At 70.4% G+C, this 21148-nt stretch carries 26 protein-coding genes; 16 read left to right on the top strand and 10 right to left on the bottom strand.

Features of this window, described 5'->3' with window-relative positions; translation table 11 throughout:
• Nucleotides 1-26: 26 nt before the first annotated feature.
• The 3 genes from AC2CHE_RS04135 to AC2CHE_RS04145 form a co-directional block, all read right to left on the bottom strand.
• Nucleotides 27-1049: an aspartate-semialdehyde dehydrogenase gene (locus AC2CHE_RS04135; protein ID WP_484503539.1), complete on the bottom strand. Its 1023-nt coding sequence runs from the start codon at nucleotides 1047-1049 to the stop codon at nucleotides 27-29.
• Nucleotides 1050-1280: 231 nt separating this feature from the next.
• Nucleotides 1281-2633: a M16 family metallopeptidase gene (locus AC2CHE_RS04140; protein WP_484503568.1), complete on the bottom strand. Its 1353-nt coding sequence runs from the start codon at nucleotides 2631-2633 to the stop codon at nucleotides 1281-1283.
• A 23-nt stretch (nucleotides 2634-2656) separates the two neighbouring features.
• Nucleotides 2657-3949 carry a M16 family metallopeptidase gene (locus AC2CHE_RS04145; RefSeq protein WP_484503540.1) on the bottom strand — a complete coding sequence of 431 codons (1293 nt, stop codon included), beginning with the start codon at nucleotides 3947-3949 and terminating at the stop codon, nucleotides 2657-2659.
• 150 nt (nucleotides 3950-4099) lie between these two features.
• Between AC2CHE_RS04145 and AC2CHE_RS04150 the strand changes: the two genes are divergently transcribed.
• Nucleotides 4100-4834 (top strand): phosphodiesterase, encoded by a 735-nt coding sequence (locus tag AC2CHE_RS04150; protein ID WP_484503541.1) that lies wholly within the window; start codon nucleotides 4100-4102, stop codon nucleotides 4832-4834.
• Here the strand turns inward: AC2CHE_RS04150 and AC2CHE_RS04155 are convergent.
• Nucleotides 4801-5016 (bottom strand): hypothetical protein, encoded by a 216-nt coding sequence (locus AC2CHE_RS04155; RefSeq protein WP_484503542.1) that lies wholly within the window; start codon nucleotides 5014-5016, stop codon nucleotides 4801-4803. The genes AC2CHE_RS04150 and AC2CHE_RS04155 overlap by 34 nt on opposite strands.
• 472 nt (nucleotides 5017-5488) lie before the next feature.
• Here AC2CHE_RS04155 and AC2CHE_RS04160 point away from each other — a divergent pair, with 472 nt between their 5' ends.
• The 3 genes from AC2CHE_RS04160 to AC2CHE_RS04170 all read left to right on the top strand — a co-directional run bounded on the left by AC2CHE_RS04160 (nucleotide 5489) and on the right by AC2CHE_RS04170 (nucleotide 7329).
• Nucleotides 5489-6589, top strand: coding sequence for a 3-deoxy-7-phosphoheptulonate synthase (locus tag AC2CHE_RS04160; protein WP_484503543.1), 1101 nt, complete (start codon nucleotides 5489-5491; stop codon nucleotides 6587-6589).
• A gap of 265 nt (nucleotides 6590-6854) precedes the next feature.
• Nucleotides 6855-7097 carry a hypothetical protein gene (locus AC2CHE_RS04165; protein ID WP_484503569.1) on the top strand — a complete coding sequence of 81 codons (243 nt, stop codon included), beginning with the start codon at nucleotides 6855-6857 and terminating at the stop codon, nucleotides 7095-7097.
• A gap of 34 nt (nucleotides 7098-7131) precedes the next feature.
• Complete coding sequence (locus tag AC2CHE_RS04170; protein ID WP_484503544.1) at nucleotides 7132-7329, top strand: hypothetical protein; 198 nt, start codon at nucleotides 7132-7134, stop codon at nucleotides 7327-7329.
• 122 nt (nucleotides 7330-7451) lie between these two features.
• On the opposite strand, the gene AC2CHE_RS04175 is transcribed toward AC2CHE_RS04170, so the two are convergent.
• The 3 genes from AC2CHE_RS04175 to AC2CHE_RS04185 all read right to left on the bottom strand — a co-directional run bounded on the left by AC2CHE_RS04175 (nucleotide 7452) and on the right by AC2CHE_RS04185 (nucleotide 8693).
• Nucleotides 7452-7985, bottom strand: coding sequence for a DUF1360 domain-containing protein (locus AC2CHE_RS04175; protein WP_484503545.1), 534 nt, complete (start codon nucleotides 7983-7985; stop codon nucleotides 7452-7454).
• Nucleotides 7986-8046: 61 nt separating this feature from the next.
• Nucleotides 8047-8370, bottom strand: coding sequence for a hypothetical protein (locus tag AC2CHE_RS04180; RefSeq protein ID WP_484503546.1), 324 nt, complete (start codon nucleotides 8368-8370; stop codon nucleotides 8047-8049).
• A complete protein-coding gene (locus AC2CHE_RS04185; RefSeq protein ID WP_484503547.1) occupies nucleotides 8370-8693 on the bottom strand; it encodes a DUF6158 family protein in 324 nt (107 codons plus the stop codon). The genes AC2CHE_RS04180 and AC2CHE_RS04185 overlap by 1 nt, the downstream gene beginning before the upstream one ends.
• Before the next feature lie 120 nt (nucleotides 8694-8813).
• Here AC2CHE_RS04185 and AC2CHE_RS04190 point away from each other — a divergent pair, with 120 nt between their 5' ends.
• Together AC2CHE_RS04190 and AC2CHE_RS04195 are read left to right on the top strand one after the other, a co-directional pair.
• Nucleotides 8814-9275 (top strand): hypothetical protein, encoded by a 462-nt coding sequence (locus tag AC2CHE_RS04190; protein WP_484503548.1) that lies wholly within the window; start codon nucleotides 8814-8816, stop codon nucleotides 9273-9275.
• Between the two features lie 26 nt (nucleotides 9276-9301).
• Entirely contained in the window at nucleotides 9302-9643 is a 342-nt protein-coding gene (locus AC2CHE_RS04195; RefSeq protein ID WP_484503549.1) for a DUF3817 domain-containing protein, read from the top strand.
• Between the two features lie 10 nt (nucleotides 9644-9653).
• Here the strand turns inward: AC2CHE_RS04195 and AC2CHE_RS04200 are convergent, their stop codons facing one another.
• Nucleotides 9654-10181: a DUF6232 family protein gene (locus tag AC2CHE_RS04200; RefSeq protein WP_484503550.1), complete on the bottom strand. Its 528-nt coding sequence runs from the start codon at nucleotides 10179-10181 to the stop codon at nucleotides 9654-9656.
• A 492-nt stretch (nucleotides 10182-10673) separates the two neighbouring features.
• On the opposite strand from AC2CHE_RS04200, the gene AC2CHE_RS04205 reads away from it, so the two are divergent.
• A complete protein-coding gene (locus AC2CHE_RS04205; protein WP_484503551.1) occupies nucleotides 10674-11645 on the top strand; it encodes a C40 family peptidase in 972 nt (323 codons plus the stop codon).
• A 124-nt stretch (nucleotides 11646-11769) separates the two neighbouring features.
• Here AC2CHE_RS04205 and AC2CHE_RS04210 read toward each other — a convergent pair whose 3' ends face one another.
• Nucleotides 11770-12759: a sigma-70 family RNA polymerase sigma factor gene (locus AC2CHE_RS04210; RefSeq protein ID WP_484503570.1), complete on the bottom strand. Its 990-nt coding sequence runs from the start codon at nucleotides 12757-12759 to the stop codon at nucleotides 11770-11772.
• Nucleotides 12760-13278: 519 nt separating this feature from the next.
• Between AC2CHE_RS04210 and AC2CHE_RS04215 the strand changes: the two genes are divergently transcribed.
• Entirely contained in the window at nucleotides 13279-13974 is a 696-nt protein-coding gene (locus AC2CHE_RS04215; RefSeq protein WP_484503552.1) for an SDR family NAD(P)-dependent oxidoreductase, read from the top strand.
• On the opposite strand, the gene AC2CHE_RS04220 is transcribed toward AC2CHE_RS04215, so the two are convergent.
• The gene (locus tag AC2CHE_RS04220) at nucleotides 13959-14663 is read right to left on the bottom strand and encodes a dTMP kinase (RefSeq protein ID WP_484503553.1); all 705 of its coding nucleotides are present in this window, start codon (nucleotides 14661-14663) and stop codon (nucleotides 13959-13961) included. The genes AC2CHE_RS04215 and AC2CHE_RS04220 overlap by 16 nt on opposite strands.
• A gap of 174 nt (nucleotides 14664-14837) precedes the next feature.
• On the opposite strand from AC2CHE_RS04220, the gene AC2CHE_RS04225 reads away from it, so the two are divergent.
• The 8 genes from AC2CHE_RS04225 to AC2CHE_RS04260 all read left to right on the top strand — a co-directional run bounded on the left by AC2CHE_RS04225 (nucleotide 14838) and on the right by AC2CHE_RS04260 (nucleotide 21039).
• On the top strand, nucleotides 14838-15422 hold the full coding sequence (locus AC2CHE_RS04225; protein WP_484503554.1) for a nucleotidyltransferase: 585 nt from the start codon (nucleotides 14838-14840) through the stop codon (nucleotides 15420-15422).
• Nucleotides 15419-15694 (top strand): hypothetical protein, encoded by a 276-nt coding sequence (locus tag AC2CHE_RS04230; protein WP_484503555.1) that lies wholly within the window; start codon nucleotides 15419-15421, stop codon nucleotides 15692-15694. Before AC2CHE_RS04225 ends, AC2CHE_RS04230 begins: the two co-directional genes overlap by 4 nt.
• 10 nt (nucleotides 15695-15704) lie before the next feature.
• Nucleotides 15705-16481, top strand: coding sequence for a metallophosphoesterase family protein (locus tag AC2CHE_RS04235; protein WP_484503556.1), 777 nt, complete (start codon nucleotides 15705-15707; stop codon nucleotides 16479-16481).
• Nucleotides 16472-16615: a GPGG-motif small membrane protein gene (locus tag AC2CHE_RS04240; RefSeq protein WP_167179460.1), complete on the top strand. Its 144-nt coding sequence runs from the start codon at nucleotides 16472-16474 to the stop codon at nucleotides 16613-16615. Before AC2CHE_RS04235 ends, AC2CHE_RS04240 begins: the two co-directional genes overlap by 10 nt.
• Nucleotides 16616-16812: 197 nt before the next feature.
• The gene (locus AC2CHE_RS04245; protein ID WP_484503557.1) at nucleotides 16813-17307 is read left to right on the top strand and encodes a TspO/MBR family protein; all 495 of its coding nucleotides are present in this window, start codon (nucleotides 16813-16815) and stop codon (nucleotides 17305-17307) included.
• A gap of 294 nt (nucleotides 17308-17601) precedes the next feature.
• Nucleotides 17602-18951, top strand: coding sequence for an ABC transporter substrate-binding protein (locus tag AC2CHE_RS04250; RefSeq protein WP_484503558.1), 1350 nt, complete (start codon nucleotides 17602-17604; stop codon nucleotides 18949-18951).
• Nucleotides 18952-19019: 68 nt separating this feature from the next.
• A complete protein-coding gene (locus AC2CHE_RS04255; RefSeq protein ID WP_484503559.1) occupies nucleotides 19020-20072 on the top strand; it encodes a carbohydrate ABC transporter permease in 1053 nt (350 codons plus the stop codon).
• A gap of 1 nt (nucleotide 20073) precedes the next feature.
• Nucleotides 20074-21039 carry a carbohydrate ABC transporter permease gene (locus AC2CHE_RS04260; protein ID WP_484503560.1) on the top strand — a complete coding sequence of 322 codons (966 nt, stop codon included), beginning with the start codon at nucleotides 20074-20076 and terminating at the stop codon, nucleotides 21037-21039.
• Nucleotides 21040-21148 lie beyond the last annotated feature (109 nt).

Consider the following 21148-nt stretch of genomic DNA (forward strand, 5'->3'; position numbering starts at 1 on the left):
CTGGACGGCCCGGTGTCGGTGGTGGTTCAGCCCTCGGCGGCGACCAGTTCGGCAAGCTGCACGGCATTGAGGGCGGCGCCCTTGCGCAGGTTGTCGTTGGAGCAGAACAGCGCCAGGCCGTGCTCGACGGTCTCGTCGGCGCGGATCCGGCCGACGAACGTCGGGTCCTGCCCGGCCGCCTGCAACGGGGTCGGCACAGCGGAGAGAGCGACACCGGGCGCGTCGGTGAGCAGCTCGTACGCCCGCTGCGGGCTGAGCGGCCCGGCGAACCGGGCGTTGATCTGGAGCGAGTGACCGGTGAAGACCGGCACTCGTACGCAAGTGCCGGAGACCTTCAGGTCGGGGATCTCCAGAATCTTGCGGCTCTCGTTGCGGAGCTTCTGCTCCTCGTCGGTCTCCGCCGACCCGTCGTCGACGATCGAGCCGGCCAGCGGCAGCACGTTGAAGGCGATCGGCTGGGCGAACGAACGGGGGGCGGGGAAGTCCGCCGCGCCGCCGTCGAAGGTGAGCCCGCTGGCGGTCTCGGCGACCTTGCGGACCTGCTCGTCCAGCTCGGCGACGCCGGCCAGGCCGGCACCGGAGACCGCCTGGTAGGTGGAGACGACCAGGGCGACCAGGCCCGCCTCGGCGTGCAGCGGACGCAGCACCGGCATGGCGGCCATGGTGGTGCAGTTCGGGTTGGCGATGATGCCCTTGGGCCGGTCGGCGGCGGCATGCGGGTTGACCTCGGCGACGACCAGTGGCACCTGCGGGTCCATCCGGAACGCCGAGGAGTTGTCGATGACGACCGCACCCGCGGCGGCCACCCGGGGCGCCAACTCCTTGGCGGAGCCCTTGCCGGCCGAGAAGAGCACGATGTCCAGCCCCGAGTAGTCCGCGGTGGCGGCGTCCTCGACCGTGATCTCCTCGCCGCGCCACGGCAGCGTACGCCCGGCCGAGCGCGAAGAGGCGAACAGCCGTACCTGCTCCGCCGGGAAGTCGCGCTCCGCCAGCACCTGCCGCATCACGCCACCGACCTGGCCGGTGGCTCCCACAATGCCGATCCTCATGCCCGCGAGGCTACCCAGCCCGGTGCCCGGACCGGGAACGCTTTCCCACCACCGGGGATCCCGCCGGCGGGGTCGAGCCGGTCCCGTCCGGGACAGTCCCTCCTCGCCGGCCGGTTCCGCCGGAAGAACACCGCCGCACCACCGTCGGCGACCGCAGCATCTCAGCCCGGCCCGCCCCTGCCGCGACCGACGTCACACTCTCGACACGCGGACCGGTCAGGCCCCCGACGGTCAGCCCGCCGACGGATGGTCGATCAACTCACCGAGACCGGTGGCCACCAGCTCGTCCCTGATCACCGCGGCGTCGCCCTCCACCACCAGGGTCAGCGACTCCGGGCGCAGGTGCGTGGCGGCAGCCGCCGAGACCTGGGCGACCTGGGCACCGAGCAACTCCTCTCGCAGCCGAGCGTGATAGTCGTCCGGAAGGTCGTGCACCACAAGCGTGCTCAGCGCCCCGGCGATGGCCCGTGGGCTCTGCAACTCGACCGACAGCTGGCCCGCCCGCCAGGACCGGGCCACCGCCAGCTCGTCCTCGGTCACCCCACCGGCCTGGGTGCGCGCGATCTCCCCGACCGCCTCGACCAGCGCCGGTGCGGTGACGGCGGTCTGCACCCCCGAGCTGACCGCGAACCGGCCGAACCTGCGGGACGAGGCGAAGTCGCCCCGGATGCCGTACGTGTAACCGCGGACCTCCCGGATGAGGTGGTTCAGCCGGGAGGTGAACGCCCCGCCGAGCACCGTGCCGGCGAGCGCGATCGGCACATGGTCCGGGTGCGCCCGGTGCGGTCCGGGGTGACCGAGCCGCAGCGTGGACTGCACCGATCCGGGCCGGTCGACGAGGATGATCCGCCGCTCGGCGCGCACCGGCACGTCGATCGGTGCGCCCCGGTCCACCGGCCCGCCGCCGGTGCCGGTGAACGCCGTGGCGGCGAGGGCGTCCAGGTCGAGCCGGTCCAGGTCGCCGGCGACGACGAGGGTGCCCGGACGGATGAGCCATTCCGAGTGGAAGACGGTGACGTCCTCCACGTCCAGACCGGCCACCGAGTCGGGGTCGCCGTACATCGGGCGGCCCCAGCGGTTACCGGCGCCGTACAGGTCGGCACGCAACGCCGCGTCGGCCCGCGGTCCCGGATTCGCCCACTCCATCCGCAGTGCCGTCACCTCGTCGTCGCGGACCCGCCGGACGTCGTCCGGGTCCAGCCTCGGGGTGCGCACCGCCTCGGCGAGCAGTTCCACGGCCGCGCCCAGCCGACCCACCGGCACCTGCACGCTCGCCTGGAGGGTGTCCCAGTCCAGCCCGGTCACCAATTCGGTGCCGAGCGCCTCGATGGCCAGCGCGTAGGCGGTGGCGTCGCGCTGGGTGGTGCCCTCCTCCAGGGCCTTGGTCAGCACCCCGCCGAGTCCCTCGCGGCCCACCGGTTCACGGCCGGTGCCCGCGTCCAGCAGCAGCATCGCCACGGCCAGGTTCTGGCCCGGCAGGTGCGCGGCGACGACGTCGCCACCGGCGACAGAGCGGCGGACCACCTGGGGAAAACGGTACGGGCGGGCCGCACCCGGCCCGGGTCGGTCGGCGATCAGGGTCACTGAGGGCCGCGCACTGCTCGCGCTCACAGCTTCTCCTCGGGAACGTAGGTCAGGGTCGCCCGGTCGTCGGCGGCGAGCGTGTCGGCCGCCACCTCGGCGATCTCCTCGGCGGTCACCGCGAGCCAGGCCGGTAGCCGCTCGGCCACCGTGGTGGGGTCGCCGAACTGGGTGGCGTACCGGCTCAGCGCGTCCGCCCGGCCGTCCACCGTGGACATCTGTCGCCACCAGGCGGTGGTGAGCAGCGCCTTCGCCCGGTCCAGTTCCGCGGCGGTGACCGGCACGGTGGCCAGCTCGTCGACCACCTCGGCTAGCCCGGCGGCCAACCGCTCACCACTGACGCCCGGACGAGCGGTGGCGGTGGCGATCAGCGGGGCCGGGGCATGCGCCAGATCCACCCCGTACGCCCCGACCAGATCGGGCTGGGCGATCCGTTCACCATCGGCGAGCCGCTGGTAGAGCCGACTGCCCCGGCCGCTGCCGAGCACGGTGGCCAGCACGGTCACCACGTCGTACCGGGGGCTGCCGAACGGGTGGGTGCGGTGCGCGACGTACACCCGGGGTGCCGGCACCTCGGTGACCACCGTCTCCTCGGCGGGCACCCCGGTGGCCGGCACGACGCGGCCGTCGGGCGCCGGGGGGATCTCCGGCCGGGGCGGGATCCCGCCGAAGTACTTCTCGGCCAGGGTGACGGCCACGTCGACGGAGGTGTCACCGACCACGGTGAGCACGGCGTTGTTCGGCGCGTAGTAGGCCCGGTGGAACGCCTGGAAGGTGGCCAGGTCGGCGGCGTTCAGATCGGCCATCGAGCCGATGGTGGCGTGGTGGTACGGGTGACCCGGCGGATAGAGCAGCGGAAGCAGCCGCAGCCAGGCGTCGCCGTACGGCACGTTCTCGTAGCGCTGCCGCCGCTCGTTCTTGACCACGTCCCGCTGGTTGTCCAGCGTCTCCTGGGTCAGCGCCGGCACCAGCCCGCCCATCCGGTCGGCCTCCAGCCAGAGCGCCAACTCCAGATGCTCCGCCGGGACCGTCTCGAAGTAGTTGGTGCGGTCCGGGTTGGTGGTGGCGTTGAGCGAGCCGCCGGCCCCCTGGACCAACTTCATGTGCTCGGTCTTCGCGACGTGCGTCGAGCCCTCGAACATCAGGTGCTCGAAGAGATGGGCGAAGCCGGTCTGACCGGCCGGCTCGTGCCGGGAACCCACGTCGTACCAGAGGTTGACCGCGACCGCCGGGGCGGTGCGATCCTCGCTGACCACCACGCGCAGGCCATTGTCCAGTCGGGTCGTCGATATCGGCCAGGGGTAACCGCTGTCGGGCATGGCACCGACGCTATCCGATCTTTCGCCCCGGCAGGCCCCGCGACGCCCCACCGGCGAGCCGCGCCGACAGGTCGCCGGTGACGCACGACCGACGCCCCACGGCAGTGCCGGCGACGGCATCGACGGTACGGCCCTGGGTATGCGGAAGGCATGCCGACATTTCCCTGGCCGCAGCCCGCCGTCATCACCGAACGCGCGGCACGGGCCCTGGCCCGGCTGCGCCAGGGCCGGCTGCTGCATCCGGCCGGCCGGTCCTTCGCCGGTGAGGTGCTGGTCTGGGGTACGTCCGGCCCGCCGACCGGCGTCCGGCTGCTCGACCGACCCGGGCACTACCCGGCCACCGTCCGTCTTTCCAAGGGAACGCCCACCCCGGACGCCTGGCCCGACGTGCTCGGCCTGGCGGTGCGGATACACCGCCAGGCCGGACGGCCGTTCGATCTGCTGCTCAGCTCCAGCGCCGCCGCGCCGGTGCTGCGACACCTGCCACTGCCCCGGCGCCGGTTCACCGGCACCTACAGCTCGGTGATGTCGTACCGGACCGGCCGGCGGCGGCTCTGGCTGGCCGCGCTGGCCGACCCGGAATCACCCGACCTGGGCCACGACCTGGCCGGCCTGTCCGCCGCGGTGGCGGCCGGCCGGCCCGGGCTGGTCCTCGCCGTCGCCTCCGCCGCCGGACCCTGGCGGCCGTTCGGGCAGGTCACCATCGGCGATCAGCTCGGTGTGGGGAAGGACGCCGCGCTGGCCTTCGATCCGATCAGCAACGTTCCGGAGGAACTGCGGCTGGCCGGGCCCCTGGCCTGGCTGCGCCAGCACACCTACCGGGGATCCCGCCGAGGCCGTGGCGTCAGCGCTCAGGCCGGCGGCTCGACGGGATTGACGGTCTGATCCGACGTACGCCGTTCCAGCACCGTGTCCGGGGCGACGTTCTGGTCGGCCGCCCGGGCGTCGGACTCGGCCAGGATCGCGTCGGCCTGGGCACGCGCGTCGTCGCTTCCGGCCGCCGCCTCCTCCGGTAGCAGGTGGGCGCGGGATTCCACCCGCTCCTGGTCGCTTCGCTCGTCAGTCATGCCGCTCCTCATACCCCGCCGCCTTCTCCCGCACTCGGGTCGGGCAGGGCCCCTTCTCCACCGCCGAGGGGCCCTGCCAATCACCGTGCAGTTCGGCTCAGCGGAACGGGCCACGCACCTCGTAGGTGATGCCGCCGGACGAGGAGCCGGACGTCCCGCGCTGCGACGAGAAGTAGAGCCGGGTGATCCGCGTTGGGTGGCGCTGGAGCAACCGGGAGTTTCATGGGTGCCGATGAACGGGAGGCGAGGCCCTGTCCACGAGAGGATGAGCGCTCGGGCGCGGTCAGGTACGCTTACCGCCGTGACGCGCTCGTATCGATGGTTTAGCCAGCCGGCTCGCAGGCCGGTGACTTCACCATGATCTGACGTCACCGTTGTCGAGCCGGCCGGGCAGGAGCTTTCGTTCCTGCCCTTTCGCGTACGAGCAGCCGGCTCGACCCGGGCACCGGCCCCGGGTGCGGTCGGCGGAAGGATGCCCACCGTGACGACCCCGCAGAACCACCGGGTCATCGACCAGCGGATCGACCGTGTCGTACCGCTGACCACCCCGGCCCTGCTGCTGCACGAGCTGCCCCTGGACGACACCCTCACGGCGGCGGTACTGGCGGGCCGGCGGCGGGTCGGCCAGGTGCTCGACCGTACCGACGACCGGCTGCTGGTGGTGGTCGGGCCGTGCTCGGTCCACGACCCCGCCGCCGCTCTCGACTACGCGCACCGGCTCCGGGCGGCGGCCGAGCGGGTCGAGGAGGACCTGCTGGTCGTGATGCGGGTCTACTTCGAGAAGCCGCGTTCCACGGTCGGCTGGAAGGGTCTGATCAACGATCCGGGGCTGGACGGTTCCGGGGACGTCAACACGGGTCTGCGTCGGGCCCGGGCGTTGCTGCTCGACGTGCTGCGTCTCGGCCTGCCGGTGGGTTGCGAGTTCCTCGACCCGATCACCCCGCAGTACATCGCGGACACCGTCGCGTGGGGAGCCATCGGGGCGCGGACCGTGGAGAGCCAGGTGCACCGCCAGCTCGCCTCCGGATTGTCCATGCCGATCGGCATGAAGAACCGTCCGGACGGCAGCATCGGCACCGCGGTGGACGCGATCCGGGCCGCCGGCGTGCCGCACGTCTTTCCCGGCATCGACGTATCCGGCATCCCGGCGATCATGCACACCCGGGGCAACGCGGACGGGCATCTGGTGCTGCGGGGCGGCGGCGGCCGGCCGAACTACGACGCCGCTTCGGTGGCCGGCGCCCTGGACCTGCTGCGCGCCGCCGGGCTGCCGGAACGGCTGGTGGTGGACGCCAGCCACGCCAACAGCGGCAAGGACCACCGCAACCAGCCCGTGGTCGCCGCCGACGTGGCCGCGCAGATCGCCGCCGGCCAGCGGGGCATCGTGGGGATCATGCTGGAGAGCTTCCTGGTAGCGGGTCGACAGGACCTCGACCCCACTCGCGAACTCACCTACGGCCAGTCGGTCACCGACGCCTGCATCGGCTGGGACACCACCGACGAGGTGCTCGCCGAACTGGCCGCCGCCGTCCGCGCCCGCCGAGCCACCACCAACCTCCCCACCCCCGCCTAACCCCGACCCAGAGTCGTGTTGATCATGAGGTTAGCGGCAGTGTTCGATCTCCACGATGCCGTCAACCTCATGATCAACGCGGGTGGGGGGTGGGAGCGGGTGGGGGTTTTGGTGGGGTGGGGGTGGGTAGGCCACGGGGGTGAGTGACGACGTACCCGTGACCGAGGCAGCCACGGCACCGACGACGCAGGCTCGGCTACCCGACGCCATCCTTGCCGACGTGCCCGTGGTCGACACCGCCGCCCTCGATCCGCCCACCACCGACCTGCCCGGCACGGCTGCCGCGGCCGGGGACGAGGTGGAGACCGAGGAGGTGGACACCCGTCCGCTCGACGAACTGCTCGACGATCTCTACCACGGTCAGGAGCGGATCAGTCAGGTGGACATCTACCGCCGCGCGGTCGCCGCGGAGTTGCCGGCGCAGCTGCTGTCCCGGCTCAACGCGCTGCCGCAGGGTGAGTACGCGGTCGACGAGGTGACCGACCTGCTGGGTGGTTCGGCGGGATGACCAGCCGGCCCGGACCGGCGACGAGGAGGAACAGATGGCGCAGCGCGAAGAAGATCAGCACCCACATCCGCCCGCGCTCGGCCAGCCGCCGGAGGGCACGGACACCCTGCCGGAGCCCGACTTCGCCAACGAGCACGACCGTACCGCCGTCGACCGGGACATCATCACCGGTGCCGACGAGGACGAGCGGGAGCCGGAGTCACCGCGTGGCTGGTCCGGGATGCAGCGCTGAACCTCACCCCGGCTGAACTCCTGGGGTCCAGGACACTCAGCTGGCCGTGCCGCCAGCGACGCGCTCGGACAGCTGCGCACGACGGGCCGGCCCGAACTTCGGCCGGCCCGTCGTGCGGACCGTCAATCCTCGCGGTGACCGCCCTCGGCCGCCTGCTGGGCCACCGCGTAGCCCATCTGGAGGAAGTCGGACGCGGCCACCGCGGTCAGCGCCGTGGCGACGAGGCGGGTCAGTCGCGGCGCGAGCACCAGCCCGCCGGTGAGTCCGGTGGCCACCCAGACGGCCAGGCAGAACGGGCAGCTGAGCAGTTCGCCGATGGCATGGCGGGTGGAGCTACCCGAGTCGCGTACCTGCTCCATCACCTCACCGCTGCCGATCGGCCGGTCGTACCGGGTGAAGGGGGCCCGCAACGGGCTGGTCACCGCATCCTTGGACAGCAGTCGGCTGAGCTTGTGGGTGGCGATGGCGAGCAGCACCACGTCCGACGTGGCGGGTCGCTCGGGCACGCTCCGCCCCGTCACCTTCACCAGACCGGCGATCGCGCCGGTCACCCCGGCGTAGGTGCCCATCGCCGCCAGGTAGCCACCGAGCGGGCGGTGCTCGTGGGGCGCGTACGCCTGACGCAACCGCGTTACCTTTTGCTTCAAATCGCTCACCCAGCCTCCGTTTCGGTTCACGCTACGACTCGCCGCAGTCCCGGCGGCGGGTCCGATCGAATTAGCCGGCCTGCAGGTTGTCGGCCACCTCGCTGGCAAGGCTGTCCAACGCCTCGTCGGCGAGCCGGTTGACGTCCTCGCCGCCCCCGCCCAGCTCCAGCCGGAGTCGGGAACCACCTGCGTCGACCGGCTCCACCCGCAGCTCGGCCGACCAGTCGGCGCTACGTGCCGTCCAGCGGGCCAGCAGTTGCCCGACGTCGCACTCCCGAGCCGGTTCACTGGCCAGCAAGGGTTCCGGCAGCCACGAGGAGATCCGGTCGGGATCGGTGGCCGTGTTGAAGACTACCTCCGGGGGTGCGGACACCCCCCGCTCCGCGTACGCCATCACGCGTCCCGCAGCCGGCTCGGATCGATCTCGCGCCCCGGGTGACGAGCGAGGTACTCGGTCTCCAGCTCGGCGGTACGCCGTAGGTGATTGGCGAGCGCCGAGTCGGTGGCGTGGCGCAAGGTGTCCAGGCGGGTGCGGTGCAGGCTCTGCATCTCCCGGATGAGATCCTCCTCGCCCAACTCGGCGGGATCGATGCCGAGCAGGGCGGCCTCGGGTGCGGGAGCCGGCGTCCGGTCGTCGCCCCACTCGGGAATCCGCTGCTCGGGGCTCACCTCCGTGCCGCCGACGGGAAATCCGTCCTGTCGTCCCGATGCCGTCATCTCGCCCCCTCGTCCGTCCTGGGCTGGCGTCTGTACGGATGCCCAGACCGGGTGTCGCCAAACCCCGCCGCACTACGACACCGCGTCGGAGAACGCGGTGGGTTTCGGTACCCTCGTGGCATGAAACGGCTCTGGACCCCGGCGTGGATCGCTCGCCACGTGGCCATGGTCGTGCTGGTGGCCACCTTTCTCGGTCTCGGTTGGTGGCAGGTCAGCCGGGCCGCCGCGGGCAACGCGATCAGCTGGGGTTACGCCGTGGAGTGGCCGATCTTCGCGGGCTTCGTGGTCTTCGTCTGGTGGCGCGAGGTACGCCATGCGCTGCGTACGGTCGCCCCGCCGTCCGGGAACGCGGTCGCCTCGGCGTCCGCCGATCACCCGGACGTCCCCGCCGGGACCGACGGTGTCAGCGCTTCCGACGCGAGCGACGCCGGGCAGCCACGGACGGGGATCCGGCGTCCGGTGCGGGTTGCCCGGGTCTCCGCCGGTCCCGGCGAGGACGATGCCGACCTGACCGCCTACAACCGCTACCTGTCATGGTTGAACGCCAATCCGGGCGCGAAGCCCGCTGACTATTCCGGCTGAGCCGGACCTGGAAGGACTGACGAGAAGTGCGCGCTGCCCTCACCCGCTACCGCGTGATCGCCTGGGTCGTCGGCGTGGTGCTGATCCTGCTGGTCGTGATCGGCATGCCGCTCAAGTACGGCTTCGGCAACCCGGTCGTGGTGGAGACCGTGGGCCAGGCACACGGCTTCCTCTACATGGTGTATCTGGTCGCCGCGTTCGACCTGTCCCGGCGGGCCGACTGGCCGCTCAAGCGCATGATCCTGGTGATGCTGGCCGGCACCGTACCGTTCGTCTCCTTCTGGGCGGAGCGGCGGGTGAGCGCAATGGTCGCCGCCGAGCAGCAGAAGCGGGAACAGGCGCAGGCGCCCGAGCCGATCGTCGGTTAGCCGCCCGCCCTCACCGTCGCGGTCGCCACGGGTCGGCGCCGGCCAGCGGATCCTCCCACCCGCCGTAGCTGTTCATCTCACGGGCTCGACGCAGTGCCCGGCTCACCTGGCCGAACTGCTGTTCGTCGTCGCTGCTGAACAGCAGCTCGTCGGTCCCCGCCCGGCGGCCCCACAGCTCGTACGCCGGGGGCCGCCAGCGGTCGCCCGCCGCCGCGAGCAGCACCGGCACCAGAAACACGGCACCGAGCAGCAGGTACGCCCCGGCGGTGAGTCGTTGCAGCCCTCCGGTGAACCCCAGCAGCAGTCCCACCCCGGCGATCACCACCGTCGAGACCAGCACGGCCCGGATCGCCGCCCGATCGTGCGGCCCTCGGGTGCTGTGCAGATGGGTCAGCTCGGCGACCCGCCAGCTGCTGCGCCCGACGGTGAATCGGTCGACCGTGACGATGATCCCGGGCCGGGCGTAGAGCAACGTCGGCCCGGTGCCGGCGCCTCGGGGTGTTCGTGGCGTCCACGTTGTCGCGCGATCAGGATCCACGCCCCCTCCTCCCACGGCTGGTAGCACCGGGTCGGCCTCCGTCGGCAGCAACTCGAGGTACGCCTGCACGAAGTGATCGCCCTGCGCATCGACGCCGGTTGACGGGAATCCCGGTCGCGCGATTCATTGTGGGCCGCCCGCGCCACTCCGGCTGCGACGTTTCCGATGCTCAGAGGCTTGCGATCACGCGACGCCGCCGGAAAGAGACCGCCAAGTCCGGCTTGTCGGTCAAAGCGTCCCGGCATCCGACGTCATATGCCGGGAGCGACCAGTCCGACATGTCGCCGATGACATGCTTGACGCCGGATGTCACTGCGGGTTCCGCCACAGCACTCCCAGTGGTCCCGACTTTCTCTGCGGATGACTCCCGTCCCGTACTAGGTTGGGCAGGTCGGCTCGGCCGGCCGCTGTCCGCCCGGACAGCACCGGGCCGTCGCCGTCGCGGAGCCTCAGCCGCCCCGCGCCGGCACCGGGAGAGGAGCATTCGGGCTCTTGTCGTCCCTGACGCACACGCTGCGTGCCCTGACGGTCGCCGCCTTTTCACTGGCGCTGCTCGTGCCGGCGACGGTGGCCCGGGCCGAGCCGTCCCCCGCCGAACTGACCCGGCGCATCGAAAAGGCCTCCGTCGAGTTGGAACGCGTGGTGGAGGCCCACAACGAACTGCGGGAGAAGATCAAGGAGAACCGTTCCGCGGTGGAGCGGTTGCAGGACCGGATCGGCCCGCTGGAGCAGCAGGCCGAACAGAGCCGGGCGGACGTCGGCGAGTTGGCCGTGACCGCGTACAAGACCGGCAGCCTCGGCACCGTCGACACGTTGCTGCACGGCGGTGACTCGACCTCCGTGCTGGACCGGCTCGGCACGCTGGACCACCTCACCCGGCAGCGGCAGGCCACCATCGCCAGCTACACCGCCGACCAGCGGCGGCTGCTCGACGAGAAGACCCGGCTCGACGTCACGCTCAGCCGTCAGGCGGCGCAGTCGCGCGAGCTGTCCTCGGCCAAGAAGCGGATCGAGCGCGATCTCGCCAAGCTCTACGAGATGCGCCGGGAGGCGTACGGCCGGGCGACCGAACGACCGACGAACCGAGCCAGCAAAGCCCAGGACGCACCGGCCGTCTCCGGCAAGGCCGGCGTCGCCGTCCGGTACGCCTACGGCGCGCTGGGCAAGCCGTACGCCTGGGGCCAGGACGGACCGGGCAGCTACGACTGCTCCGGGCTGACCTCGGCCGCCTGGCGGGCGGCAGGCCGGTCCCTGCCGCACAACACCCGGATGCAGTGGGGCGCGGTGGCCCACATCAGTCGCGGCGAGTTGCGCCCTGGCGATCTCGTCTTTTACCGCAGCCTCGGCCATGTGGCCATTTACGTGGGCGACGGGCAGGTCATCCACGCACCGACCTTCGGCCGCAACGTGGAGAAGCGATCCGTGGACCTGATGTCACCGTACGGTTACGGTCGGGTGCGTTAGGCCGCCGGACGTGACGTGCCGTTTCGGCGGGCCTCCGGACTCGACACCCGAGAACCACCGACAACGAAGAACGACCAACGGCCGGCGTCCCGGACGCCGGCCGTTGGTCGTTCTCGTCGCCTGCTCAGGCCGCTTGCAGGCCCTCGGCGCGGGCCAGCTCGCGGAGCCGGCCGAGCGCCTGGATCTCCAACTGCCGGATGCGCTCCCGGGACAGGGAGAACCGGGAGGCCACCTCGGTCAGCGAGTGCTCCCGGCCGTCCTCCAGCCCGTACCGGGCCCGCATGATGCCGGCCGAGCGGTCGTCCAGGTGGTTGAGCAGCCCTTCGATGCGCTGCCGCTCCAACCCGGTGAGCACGATCTCCTCGGGTGAGGGAGCGTCGCTGTCGGCGACCAGGTCACCGAGGTTGGTGTCGCCGTCGTCGCCGACCGGCGTGTCCAGCGACACGGTGTCCTGCGACCAGCGGACGAGTTCGTTCACCCGCTCGACGGTCACCCCGAGCGCCGCCGCGATCTGCTCCGGCTCCGGGTCGCCGCCCAACTCACGGGTGAGCTGTCGAGTCACGTTACGCATCCGGTTGACGTCCTCCACCAGGTGCACCGGCAGCCGCACGGTGCGCTCCTGCTGGGCGATCGCCCGGCTGATGGCCTGGCGGATCCACCACGTCGCGTAGGTGGAGAACTTGTATCCACGCTCGTAGTCGAACTTCTCGACCGCCCGGACCAGACCTGTGTTGCCTTCCTGAATAAGGTCCAACATGGGCATGCCGGAGCGGACGTAACGTCGGGCGATCGACACGACCAGTCGCAGGTTGGCCCGGATGAACAGGTCCTTGGCCCGCTCTCCGTCGGCGATCAGTCGCTCCAACTCCTCCCGGGTGGCCCCGTCGGGGACGCGGTCCTCGCCCAGCAGGTGCTCGGCGTACAGGCCGGTCTCGATGGCCTTGGAGAGGTCGACCTCCTTGGCGGCGTCCAGCAGCGGCGTCCGGGAGATCTCGTGCAGGTAGACTCCGACCAGATCGCGCTCCTCGGCGACCTCGTCAGTTCGCATTCCGATGTTCTTGTCCACGATGCCCACGGTCCCCTCGCTCGCGCCGGTTGCCCGGTTCCTTGCCATCCCCACGCCCATCAGCCCTCCCCCGTGACCTCCGCTGTGCCCATCGGTGCTGACACCTACACAACAGATGAGACGTGTCGGGGATTCCATGTCGTGGGTCGAAAGTGTCACGAATGCCTGATAATCAGCTGAGAGCAGCGTCCACGTTTGCTGTCAGCATCCTGCCGGGCCGCCGTCGGCAGACCCCGTGAGGTCGACGAATCGACAGATCGCCGCCCACCCCGGTCCATGGCAGCACTGCCCGGCCGATAGGCACAGCGACCCGGGTCACCACCGTGCTGCGATCCCGGTCACTGCCTGATACGCGTTCGTGGACCGCTCGGTTCATCCACGCCGGTGGTAATACCCCACGCCCTGACGAACAATCCGCGCCCCGGTCCTATGCCCGCCACGGCCAGCGCTCCGACCGGCTGACGCGAGCCCGCGCGCAGGTGTCGCGTGCCAGCCCAGGACGGTTCGCACGGTGGTCACGGGTGGGGCGCACGGCTCGCCGATCGGGCACCGCACTAACCTCGGTTCATGGCGAATCGCAGTGTGTTGGTCACCGGGGCCACGGGCGGACTGGGCACGGCGGTCAGCGCCGCGTTCGTGGCGGCCGGGTGGCGAGTGGTCGCGCCCCAGCGCCGGCAGCCGGACCCGCTGGGCGGACCTGAGCCCAACGCTCCCGTGCGGATGGTCGCGGACCTGACCGACCCAACGGACGTCGCCCGGGTGGCCGAGGTGGCGGCCGGAGATTCCGAGTCGCCACTACGCGCCGTGGTCAACCTCGTCGGCGGGTACGCCAGCGGCGGTCTGGTACACGAGACGCCGGTCGAGGACTTCGAACGGATGCTCACCCTCAACCTCCGCCCGACCCACCTGGTCACCCGGGCCGCACTGCCCCACCTGATTGCCGCCGGTGGTGGCGCGGTGGTCTGCGTGGCTGCCCGGGCGGCGGTCGCGCCCTTTCCGGGGGTCGGTGGCTACGTCACCGCGAAGGCCGCCGTGCTCGGCTTCGCCGCCGCGGTGGCGGTGGAGTACAAGGCGACCGGAGTCCGCTGCAACACCGTGCTGCCGAGCGTCATCGACACCCCGACCAACCGCGACGCGATGCCGGACGCCGATCACACCCGCTGGGTGGACCCTGCCGAGATCGCCTCGGTGATCCGCTTCCTCGCATCGGACGAGTCGGCGCCCACCAGCGGCGCCGTCGTACCCGTCTACGGACGGGCCTGAAGCGGCACCAGTTCCGTCACCGGCACCGCGATGTCGATCGGGTCGCCTCCGGCTGCCAGCCAGGGGTTCAGGTGCCCACGAATCTCCCGGGCGATCTCCTCGGCCGGGAGATCCGCGTTGATCGGCACGAACGTCGGATACTCCGGCAGCGTGCGGTAGGCCAGGTCAGCGGCGGCCAGGAAGCCGAGGCTCTCGTGGTCGGTGCCCCTGAGCTTGATCCGCCGGAATGCCTCGGTCGGCTCGACGGTCAGCAGGAACGTCACCTGCGGTCGGGGGAAGAGTCGGTAGGCGGCCCGGACCAGCCGCTCCCAGCGGTGCCCGCCATGTGCCCGCAGGCTGGCGTACTGGCAGGCCGCGTAGCGGTCCATCACCGCCACCCGACCGGTGAACAGGCCACCGACCAGTGTCATCGCGATGGCCAGCCAGCGCAGCACGGACTCCACCAGGAGCATCCCGTCCCCTCCGAGGAGGCTCTGGGCATCCGGCCGACCCAGTCGGTGCGCCGCCCGGCCGAGCCAGCGCCGTCCACCCGCGTTGCGGTGATAGGTGGCCGGAAAGCCGGCTGCGGTCAGCGACTCGGCGAGCCGGTACGCCTGGGTGGTCTTACCTGAGCCGTCGATGCCGATCAGGGCTACGGTGCGGAGCCGGCCCCGGACACAGCGGATTCCCGTCGAAGCGGGCGCTCCCATCGATCTGGCCACCCTGGAAAGGCTATCCGACAGACGCACGGCGGTGCACTATTGATCCTCTTTGAGACGTTTCATCCCCTTGCCCGCGCGGGGCAGGTGTGGACGACCGGAATGCCGGGTACCGATCGGAGATCCCACCGGTGGCACCCCCGACGAGTCGACGGGAGAGGCGAGATGGCCGAGCGCGACGACGAGACTCTCCTACACACCCTCAAGAAGGTCGCCGCCGTGCTCAAACAGTCCGAGATCCCGTTCGCTCTCGGCGGCAGCTTCGCCGTCTACGCACACGGCGGGCACTCCAGCGAGCACGACGTCGACTTCCTCATCCGCGAGTCCGACGTCGAAGCCGCGCTGGAGGCGCTGCGGCAGGCCGGCTTCACCGCCGAGCGGCCACCAGAGGACTGGCTGGTCAAGGTCTACGACGGCGGCCGGATGGTGGACCTGATCCACCGCCCGGTCGAGACGCCGGTGACCGAGGAGACCTTCACCGACACGGTCGTGCGGCCGGTGGACGCCATCCACATGCCGGTGTTGTCGGCCACTCAACTGATGGTGCACAAACTGCTCAGCTTCTCCCAGCACTACTGCGATTTCGCCCGTGGGCTGCCGCTGGCCCGTTCACTGCGTGAGCAGATCGACTGGGAACGGGTACGCAAGGAGACGCAGCACTCGCCGTACGCGGAGTCGTTCCTGGTGCTGCTGGACAGGCTGGACGTCGTACCGCACTCCGGCACGACCGACGGGAAGGGGGGAACGTGACCGCACACCTCGACTCCGGTGCCGGTCCGCCCGACGAGTACGTCGAGGCGGAGATCCACCGGCTGCTCACCGAAGATCCGGCCGTGGCCGAACAGGGAATCACCGTGGTCCGTACCGAACGCGCTCTCGTGCTGCACGGCGAGGTCGAGAGCGCACACCGGCGGGAGGAAATCCTGCGTCGGGTGGCCGATCGCTTCCCGGACGTCTCGATCAGCAGTGACATCGGGGTGATCCGCGCGCAGGCGCCCACGGAGATCGAGCAACTGCCCTGAGGGAGGTTCGATGGTTATCCGGATCGCCGCCGTGGGCGACGTGCATCTGGACGAGGACGTGGTCGGCCGATTCCGGCCGACCCTGGAACAGTTACCGGGCAGCGTCGACGCGCTGCTGCTCGCCGGCGACCTGACCCGACACGGCACCGAGGCCGAGGCCCGATGCGTGGCCCGGGAGTTCGGTGGGCTGGGCGTACCGGTGATCGCGGTGCTGGGCAACCACGATCATCAGTGTGACCAGGTGCCCCAGGTGGTGGGGACGCTGGAGGAGGCGGGCATCACCGTGCTGGAGGGCGACGGGGTGGTGCTGGACTGCCCGGGTGGCCGCCTCGGCGTCGCCGGGGTGAAGGGCTTCGGTGGCGGTTTCGCCGGCCGGTGCGCCAGCGACTTCGGCGAGCCGGAGATGAAGGCGTTCGTACGCACCACGACCGAGAGCGCCGACCGGTTGAGCGAGGCGTTACGCTCGCTGGACTGCGATGTGCTGGTGGCCCTCACCCACTACGCCCCGGTGCCGGACACCCTGGCCGGAGAACCGTTGGAGATCTACCCGTTCCTCGGCTGCTACCAGTTGGGGCAGGCCGTCGACGCCGCGCCGACCGCACTCGCCCTGCACGGGCACGCCCACCACGGCTCCGAGCGGGGCACCACACCGGGCGGGGTACGCGTACGCAACGTGGCCCACCCGGTGATCAAGCAGGCGTACAGCGTCTTCCATCTGGGCGATCACCTTGATCAGGGCGAGGTTTCCGAAGTCGCCGCCGGGGGTACTCAGCAACCATGGAGCTGATTCTCTGGATTCTCGCAGTCGTACTGGTGGTCGCCGGCATTCTCGCGCTGTTCCGCCGGCAGATCCTCTGGGGCGTCGTCCTCATCGTTGTCGGGCTGCTCGTCGGCCCGGGTGGGGTCAGCATCTTCAGTTAGCCTGTGCGACGCAGGGCGTCGCTCACCTGACCCGCCGGGGTCGTCGCGCCCGGTGCTCCGTCCTTCCGACAGGAGCCACCGGACGCGGCGACCCCGGCGTGCTGTTCGTCAGTCGGCCGGAAATCCCTGCCGCTCTGATCGCCCGACGAGGGCCTCCCGGAAGGTTTGCCTCTCCGCTCGGCGGAGAACCATCGACCATGCGGACAGCTGCGGAACAAACCCGACGCGACGGTGCCGGGCGGTGGTGGGCGCTGGCCGGGTTCGCGGCGGCCGTGCTGGCCGCCGCCGTCATCGGCAACCTGGCCGCGTCGGGCGCGGCCGACCAGTACGCGAACCTCGACCGGCCCGCGTGGTCGCCGCCGTCCTGGCTCTTCGGCCCGGTCTGGTCCGTCCTCTACGTGACGATCGCGGTCGCCGCCTGGCTGGTCTGGCGTCGGGTGGGCTTCGGTGTGGCCCTCGGTGCGTGGGCGGTCCAACTCGTGCTCAACGCCGCTTGGACGCCGCTTTTCTTCGCCGGTGACCGCTACGGGCTGGCGTACGCCGAAATCGTCCTGTTGTGGCTGGCGATCGGTGTGACCGTCCTGCTGTTCGCCCGGGCGAATCGGGTGGCGGCGGTGCTGTTGCTGCCGTACTGGGCGTGGGTGACCTTCGCCGCGGCCCTCAACTACTCGATCTGGCAGCTGAACAGCTGACCGACCGGGACGCCCCTGGGCCGCCCGGCTGACCGTGCCGGCAGCGCCGACCGGTCCGGCGGTGGTGCCGCCCGTCTCGGTCAGTGGACGTATCCGTCGATAGACGGGGCTCTTTTCAGCAGCTGGGCGCGGATCCATGGCCGCTTGCCAGGTTTCCGGATTGTTACTCGCTCGTGTCCGTGCAGGGGTGGACCCCGGGCGGATGCAAGCGCTTACATGGGAGAACGCCCATCGGATCGACGCCTGGTCAACCGGATGTGATCCCGGCCGGCGTCGGACAGGAAGGAGGACGGCATGGCGGTCTCTGCCAGGCCACGCCAGGCTGTCGCGATCGTTGGCGCGATCGGACTGGCACTCGGCGCCACCGCTTGCGGCACCGGAAGCAGCAGCAACGGCGGCAGCAGCAACGCCGGTTCCGCGGAGTGCGCCCCGTACGAGGACTACCAGGGCCACGAAGGCAATACGGTCAACATCTACTCGTCGATCCGGGACATCGAGGCCGACCGCCTGGCGGAGTCCTGGAAGCAGTTCGAGGACTGCACCGGCATCACGATCAATCACGAGGGAAGCGGCGAGTTCGAGGCTCAGCTCCCCGTACGGGTCGACGGCGGCAACGCCCCCGACCTGGCCTTCATCCCCCAGCCCGGTCTGCTCACCCGGTTCGCCGAGCGCGACCAGCTGAAGCCGGCCAGCGCCGACACCAAGTCGATGGCCGAGCAGAACTACTCGCCGGACTGGCTGAAGTACAGCACCGTCAACGGCACGTTCTACGGCGCGCCGCTCGGGTCGAACGTGAAGTCGTTCGTCTGGTACTCGCCGAAGATGTTCCAGGAGAAGGGTTGGACCGTCCCGACCACCTGGGACCAGATGATCCAGCTCAGCGACACGATCGCCCAGAGCGACGTCAAGCCGTGGTGCGCCGGCATCGAGTCCGGTGACGCCACCGGCTGGCCGGCCACCGACTGGATCGAAGACGTGATGCTGCGGACGCAGACCCCCGAGGTCTACGACCAGTGGACCACGCACGAGATCCCCTTCAACGACCCTCGGGTCGCGGAGGCGCTGGACCGGGCCGGCACGATCCTGAAGAACGACAAGTACGTGAACGGTGGCTTCGGTGGGGTGCGCAGCATCGCCACCACCTCCTTCCAGGAGGCGGGCGTGCCGATCACGCAGGGCAAGTGCGCGCTGCACCGGCAGGCTTCCTTCTACGCCAACCAGTGGCCTGAGGGCACCCGGGTGGCTGAGGACGGCGACGTGTTCGCCTTCTACCTCCCGGCCATCGACCCGGCCAAGGGCAAGCCGGTGCTGGGCGGCGGCGAGTTCGTGACGGCCTTCGCCGACCGTCCCGAGGTGCAGGCGGTGCAGACGTACCTCGCCTCCGGCGAGTACGCCAACAGCCGCGCGAAGATCGGCGACTGGGTGTCGGCGAACAACAAGGTCGACCTGGCCAACATCGCCAACCCGATCGACAAGCTGTCGGTGGAGATCCTCCAGGACGACAGCACGGTCTTCCGGTTCGACGGTTCCGACCTGATGCCCGCCGCCGTCGGCGCCGGGACCTTCTGGAAGGGCATGGTCGACTGGATCAACGGCGGGAACACCGCCAGCGTTCTGCGGGGCATCGAGAGCAGCTGGAAGTAATTCCGGTGGTGGGCCGGTCCGTCTAGGCGGGCCGGCCCACCGGCTCCACCAGGACCCGGGGAGGGTTGATGGACTTCGACTTTGCCGAGCAGGCACCCAAACTGATGATGCTGCTGTGGGGGTTGGTCGCCTTCGCGGTGGTGGTCGGCGGCCTGCTGGTGCTGCTCGACGCGGTGCCGGCCTTCTTCGCGCGACGACGTGAGGCGCGATTCGTGGCCGCCTCCGCCAGCGGAGCACCGCTGCCCGGACGGGCCAAATCCCGCGAGGGGCTGTTCGCCACGTTCTTCCTGTTGCCGACGGTGGTGCTGCTGCTGATCGGCCTGGTCGTCCCGGCGCTGCGGACCACCCTGCTGTCCTTCATGGACGGCGGCAGCCAGAACTTCGTGGGCCTGGACAACTACCGCTGGATGTTCGCCGACGACTCGATCGTGCGGGTGCTGCTCAACACCCTGATCTGGGTGACCCTGGTTCCGCTGGTCGCGGCCTCCATCGGTCTGATCTACGCGGTGCTTGTCGACAAGGCCCGGCTGGAGGCGGTGGCCAAGTCGCTGATCTTCATGCCGATGGCGATCTCGTTCGTCGGCGCCAGCATCATCTGGAAGTTCGTGTACGCCTTCCGCAGCGAGCAGCAGGAGCAGATCGGGCTGCTCAACCAGATCGTGGTCAGCCTCGGTGGCGCACCGCGACAGTGGCTGCTCGACTCGCCGCTGAACACGCTGCTGCTCATCGTCATCATGGTGTGGATCCAGGCCGGGTTCGCGATGGTGGTGCTGTCCGCCGCGATCAAGGCGATTCCGGCCGACATCGTCGAGGCCGCCCGTCTCGACGGGGTGAGCCCGTGGCAGATGTTCTGGCAGATCACCCTGCCCAGCATCCGGCCGGCGCTGATCGTGGTGGTGGTCACCATCTCGATCGCCACGTTGAAGGTCTTCGACATCGTCCGCACCTCGACCAACGGCAACTACGACACCAGCGTGATCGCCAACGAGATGTACAACCAGGCGTTCCGCTACGGCCAGAACGGGCAGGGCTCCGCGCTCGCGGTCTTCCTCTTCGTTCTGGTGATCCCCATCGTGATCTTCCAGATCCGCAACCTGCGTCAGCAGCGACGGGAGGGCTGAGATGACCACCACCACTCCCCCGGTCGCCTCCGGAGCACCGGAGACCAGCGGCCGGACGACTCCCGCGGCGCGGGTACGCAAGCGGCTGAACACGCACACCGCGACGCTGATCGCCATCGTCATCGCGGTCGTCTGGACCATCCCGACCTTCGGTCTGCTGGTGTCGTCGTTCCGGCCGGAGAACCAGATCAAGACCACCGGCTGGTGGACCTTCTTCCGCGATCCGGAGTTCACCCTCCAGAACTATCAGGATGTGCTGTTCGGGCAGTCCGCCTCGTCCGGGCAGCTCGCCAGCTACTTCATCAACTCGTTGGTGATCACCCTGCCGGCGGTGCTGTTCCCGCTCGCCTTCGCGGCCCTGGCCGCGTACGCGTTGGCCTGGATCAACTTCCGAGGTCGGGACTGGGTGTACATCGGCATCTTCGCGCTCCAGATCGTGCCGCTGCAGATGGCCCTGGTGCCGCTGCTGAGCTTCTTCTCCCGCGGAGTCAGCCTGGGCGGCATCACCCTGATGCCCGCCTGGAACCTCGACGGCGCGCAGAACTTCGCCCAGGTGTGGTTCGCGCACACCTGTTTCGCGCTGCCGTTCGCCGTGTACCTGCTGCACAACTTCATCTCGCAACTGCCGAAGGATCTGATGGAGGCGGCCCGGGTCGACGGGGCCACCCACCCGAAGATCTTCCGCACCATCGTGCTGCCGCTGGTTGCCCCGGCGCTTGCCGCGTTCGGCATCTTCCAGTTCCTCTGGGTCTGGAACGACCTGCTGGTCGGGCTCATCTTCGCCGGTGGCAGCGACGTCACCTCGCCACTCACGGTCCGCCTCGCCGAGTTGGCCGGTACCCGTGGCAACGAGTGGCAACGGTTGACCGCCGGAGCGTTCGTCTCGATCGTCGTACCGCTGATCGTGTTCCTGTCGTTGCAGCGCTACTTCGTTCGTGGGCTGCTCGCCGGCAGCGTCAAGGGTTGATCCGCCGTGGGGGGGGGGGGGGGGGGGGGGGGGGGGGGGGGGGGGGGGGGGGGGGGGGGGGGGGGGGGGGGGGGGGGCGCGGGGGGGCCGGCGGCTGCCGGGCGCGTCG

Source organism: Micromonospora sp. ATLC16, assembly GCF_057196645.1.

What these genes read in the sequence shown, in the direction of transcription:
- AC2CHE_RS04220 (WP_484503553.1), bottom strand. Translation starts at nt 14,663, where the DNA reads ATGGGAGCGCCCGCTTCGACGGGAATCCGCTGTGTCCGGGGCCGGCTC.
- AC2CHE_RS04170 (WP_484503544.1), top strand. Translation starts at nt 7,132, where the DNA reads ATGGCGCAGCGCGAAGAAGATCAGCACCCACATCCGCCCGCGCTCGGC.
- AC2CHE_RS04250 (WP_484503558.1), top strand. Translation starts at nt 17,602, where the DNA reads ATGGCGGTCTCTGCCAGGCCACGCCAGGCTGTCGCGATCGTTGGCGCG.
- AC2CHE_RS04185 (WP_484503547.1), bottom strand. Translation starts at nt 8,693, where the DNA reads ATGACGGCATCGGGACGACAGGACGGATTTCCCGTCGGCGGCACGGAG.
- AC2CHE_RS04210 (WP_484503570.1), bottom strand. Translation starts at nt 12,759, where the DNA reads ATGGCAAGGAACCGGGCAACCGGCGCGAGCGAGGGGACCGTGGGCATC.
- AC2CHE_RS04180 (WP_484503546.1), bottom strand. Translation starts at nt 8,370, where the DNA reads ATGGCGTACGCGGAGCGGGGGGTGTCCGCACCCCCGGAGGTAGTCTTC.
- AC2CHE_RS04150 (WP_484503541.1), top strand. Translation starts at nt 4,100, where the DNA reads ATGCCGACATTTCCCTGGCCGCAGCCCGCCGTCATCACCGAACGCGCG.
- AC2CHE_RS04255 (WP_484503559.1), top strand. Translation starts at nt 19,020, where the DNA reads ATGGACTTCGACTTTGCCGAGCAGGCACCCAAACTGATGATGCTGCTG.
- AC2CHE_RS04260 (WP_484503560.1), top strand. Translation starts at nt 20,074, where the DNA reads ATGACCACCACCACTCCCCCGGTCGCCTCCGGAGCACCGGAGACCAGC.
- AC2CHE_RS04160 (WP_484503543.1), top strand. Translation starts at nt 5,489, where the DNA reads ATGCCCACCGTGACGACCCCGCAGAACCACCGGGTCATCGACCAGCGG.
- AC2CHE_RS04225 (WP_484503554.1), top strand. Translation starts at nt 14,838, where the DNA reads ATGGCCGAGCGCGACGACGAGACTCTCCTACACACCCTCAAGAAGGTC.
- AC2CHE_RS04215 (WP_484503552.1), top strand. Translation starts at nt 13,279, where the DNA reads ATGGCGAATCGCAGTGTGTTGGTCACCGGGGCCACGGGCGGACTGGGC.
- AC2CHE_RS04245 (WP_484503557.1), top strand. Translation starts at nt 16,813, where the DNA reads ATGCGGACAGCTGCGGAACAAACCCGACGCGACGGTGCCGGGCGGTGG.
- AC2CHE_RS04135 (WP_484503539.1), bottom strand. Translation starts at nt 1,049, where the DNA reads ATGAGGATCGGCATTGTGGGAGCCACCGGCCAGGTCGGTGGCGTGATG.
- AC2CHE_RS04155 (WP_484503542.1), bottom strand. Translation starts at nt 5,016, where the DNA reads ATGACTGACGAGCGAAGCGACCAGGAGCGGGTGGAATCCCGCGCCCAC.
- AC2CHE_RS04235 (WP_484503556.1), top strand. Translation starts at nt 15,705, where the DNA reads ATGGTTATCCGGATCGCCGCCGTGGGCGACGTGCATCTGGACGAGGAC.
- AC2CHE_RS04190 (WP_484503548.1), top strand. Translation starts at nt 8,814, where the DNA reads ATGAAACGGCTCTGGACCCCGGCGTGGATCGCTCGCCACGTGGCCATG.
- AC2CHE_RS04145 (WP_484503540.1), bottom strand. Translation starts at nt 3,949, where the DNA reads ATGCCCGACAGCGGTTACCCCTGGCCGATATCGACGACCCGACTGGAC.
- AC2CHE_RS04240 (WP_167179460.1), top strand. Translation starts at nt 16,472, where the DNA reads ATGGAGCTGATTCTCTGGATTCTCGCAGTCGTACTGGTGGTCGCCGGC.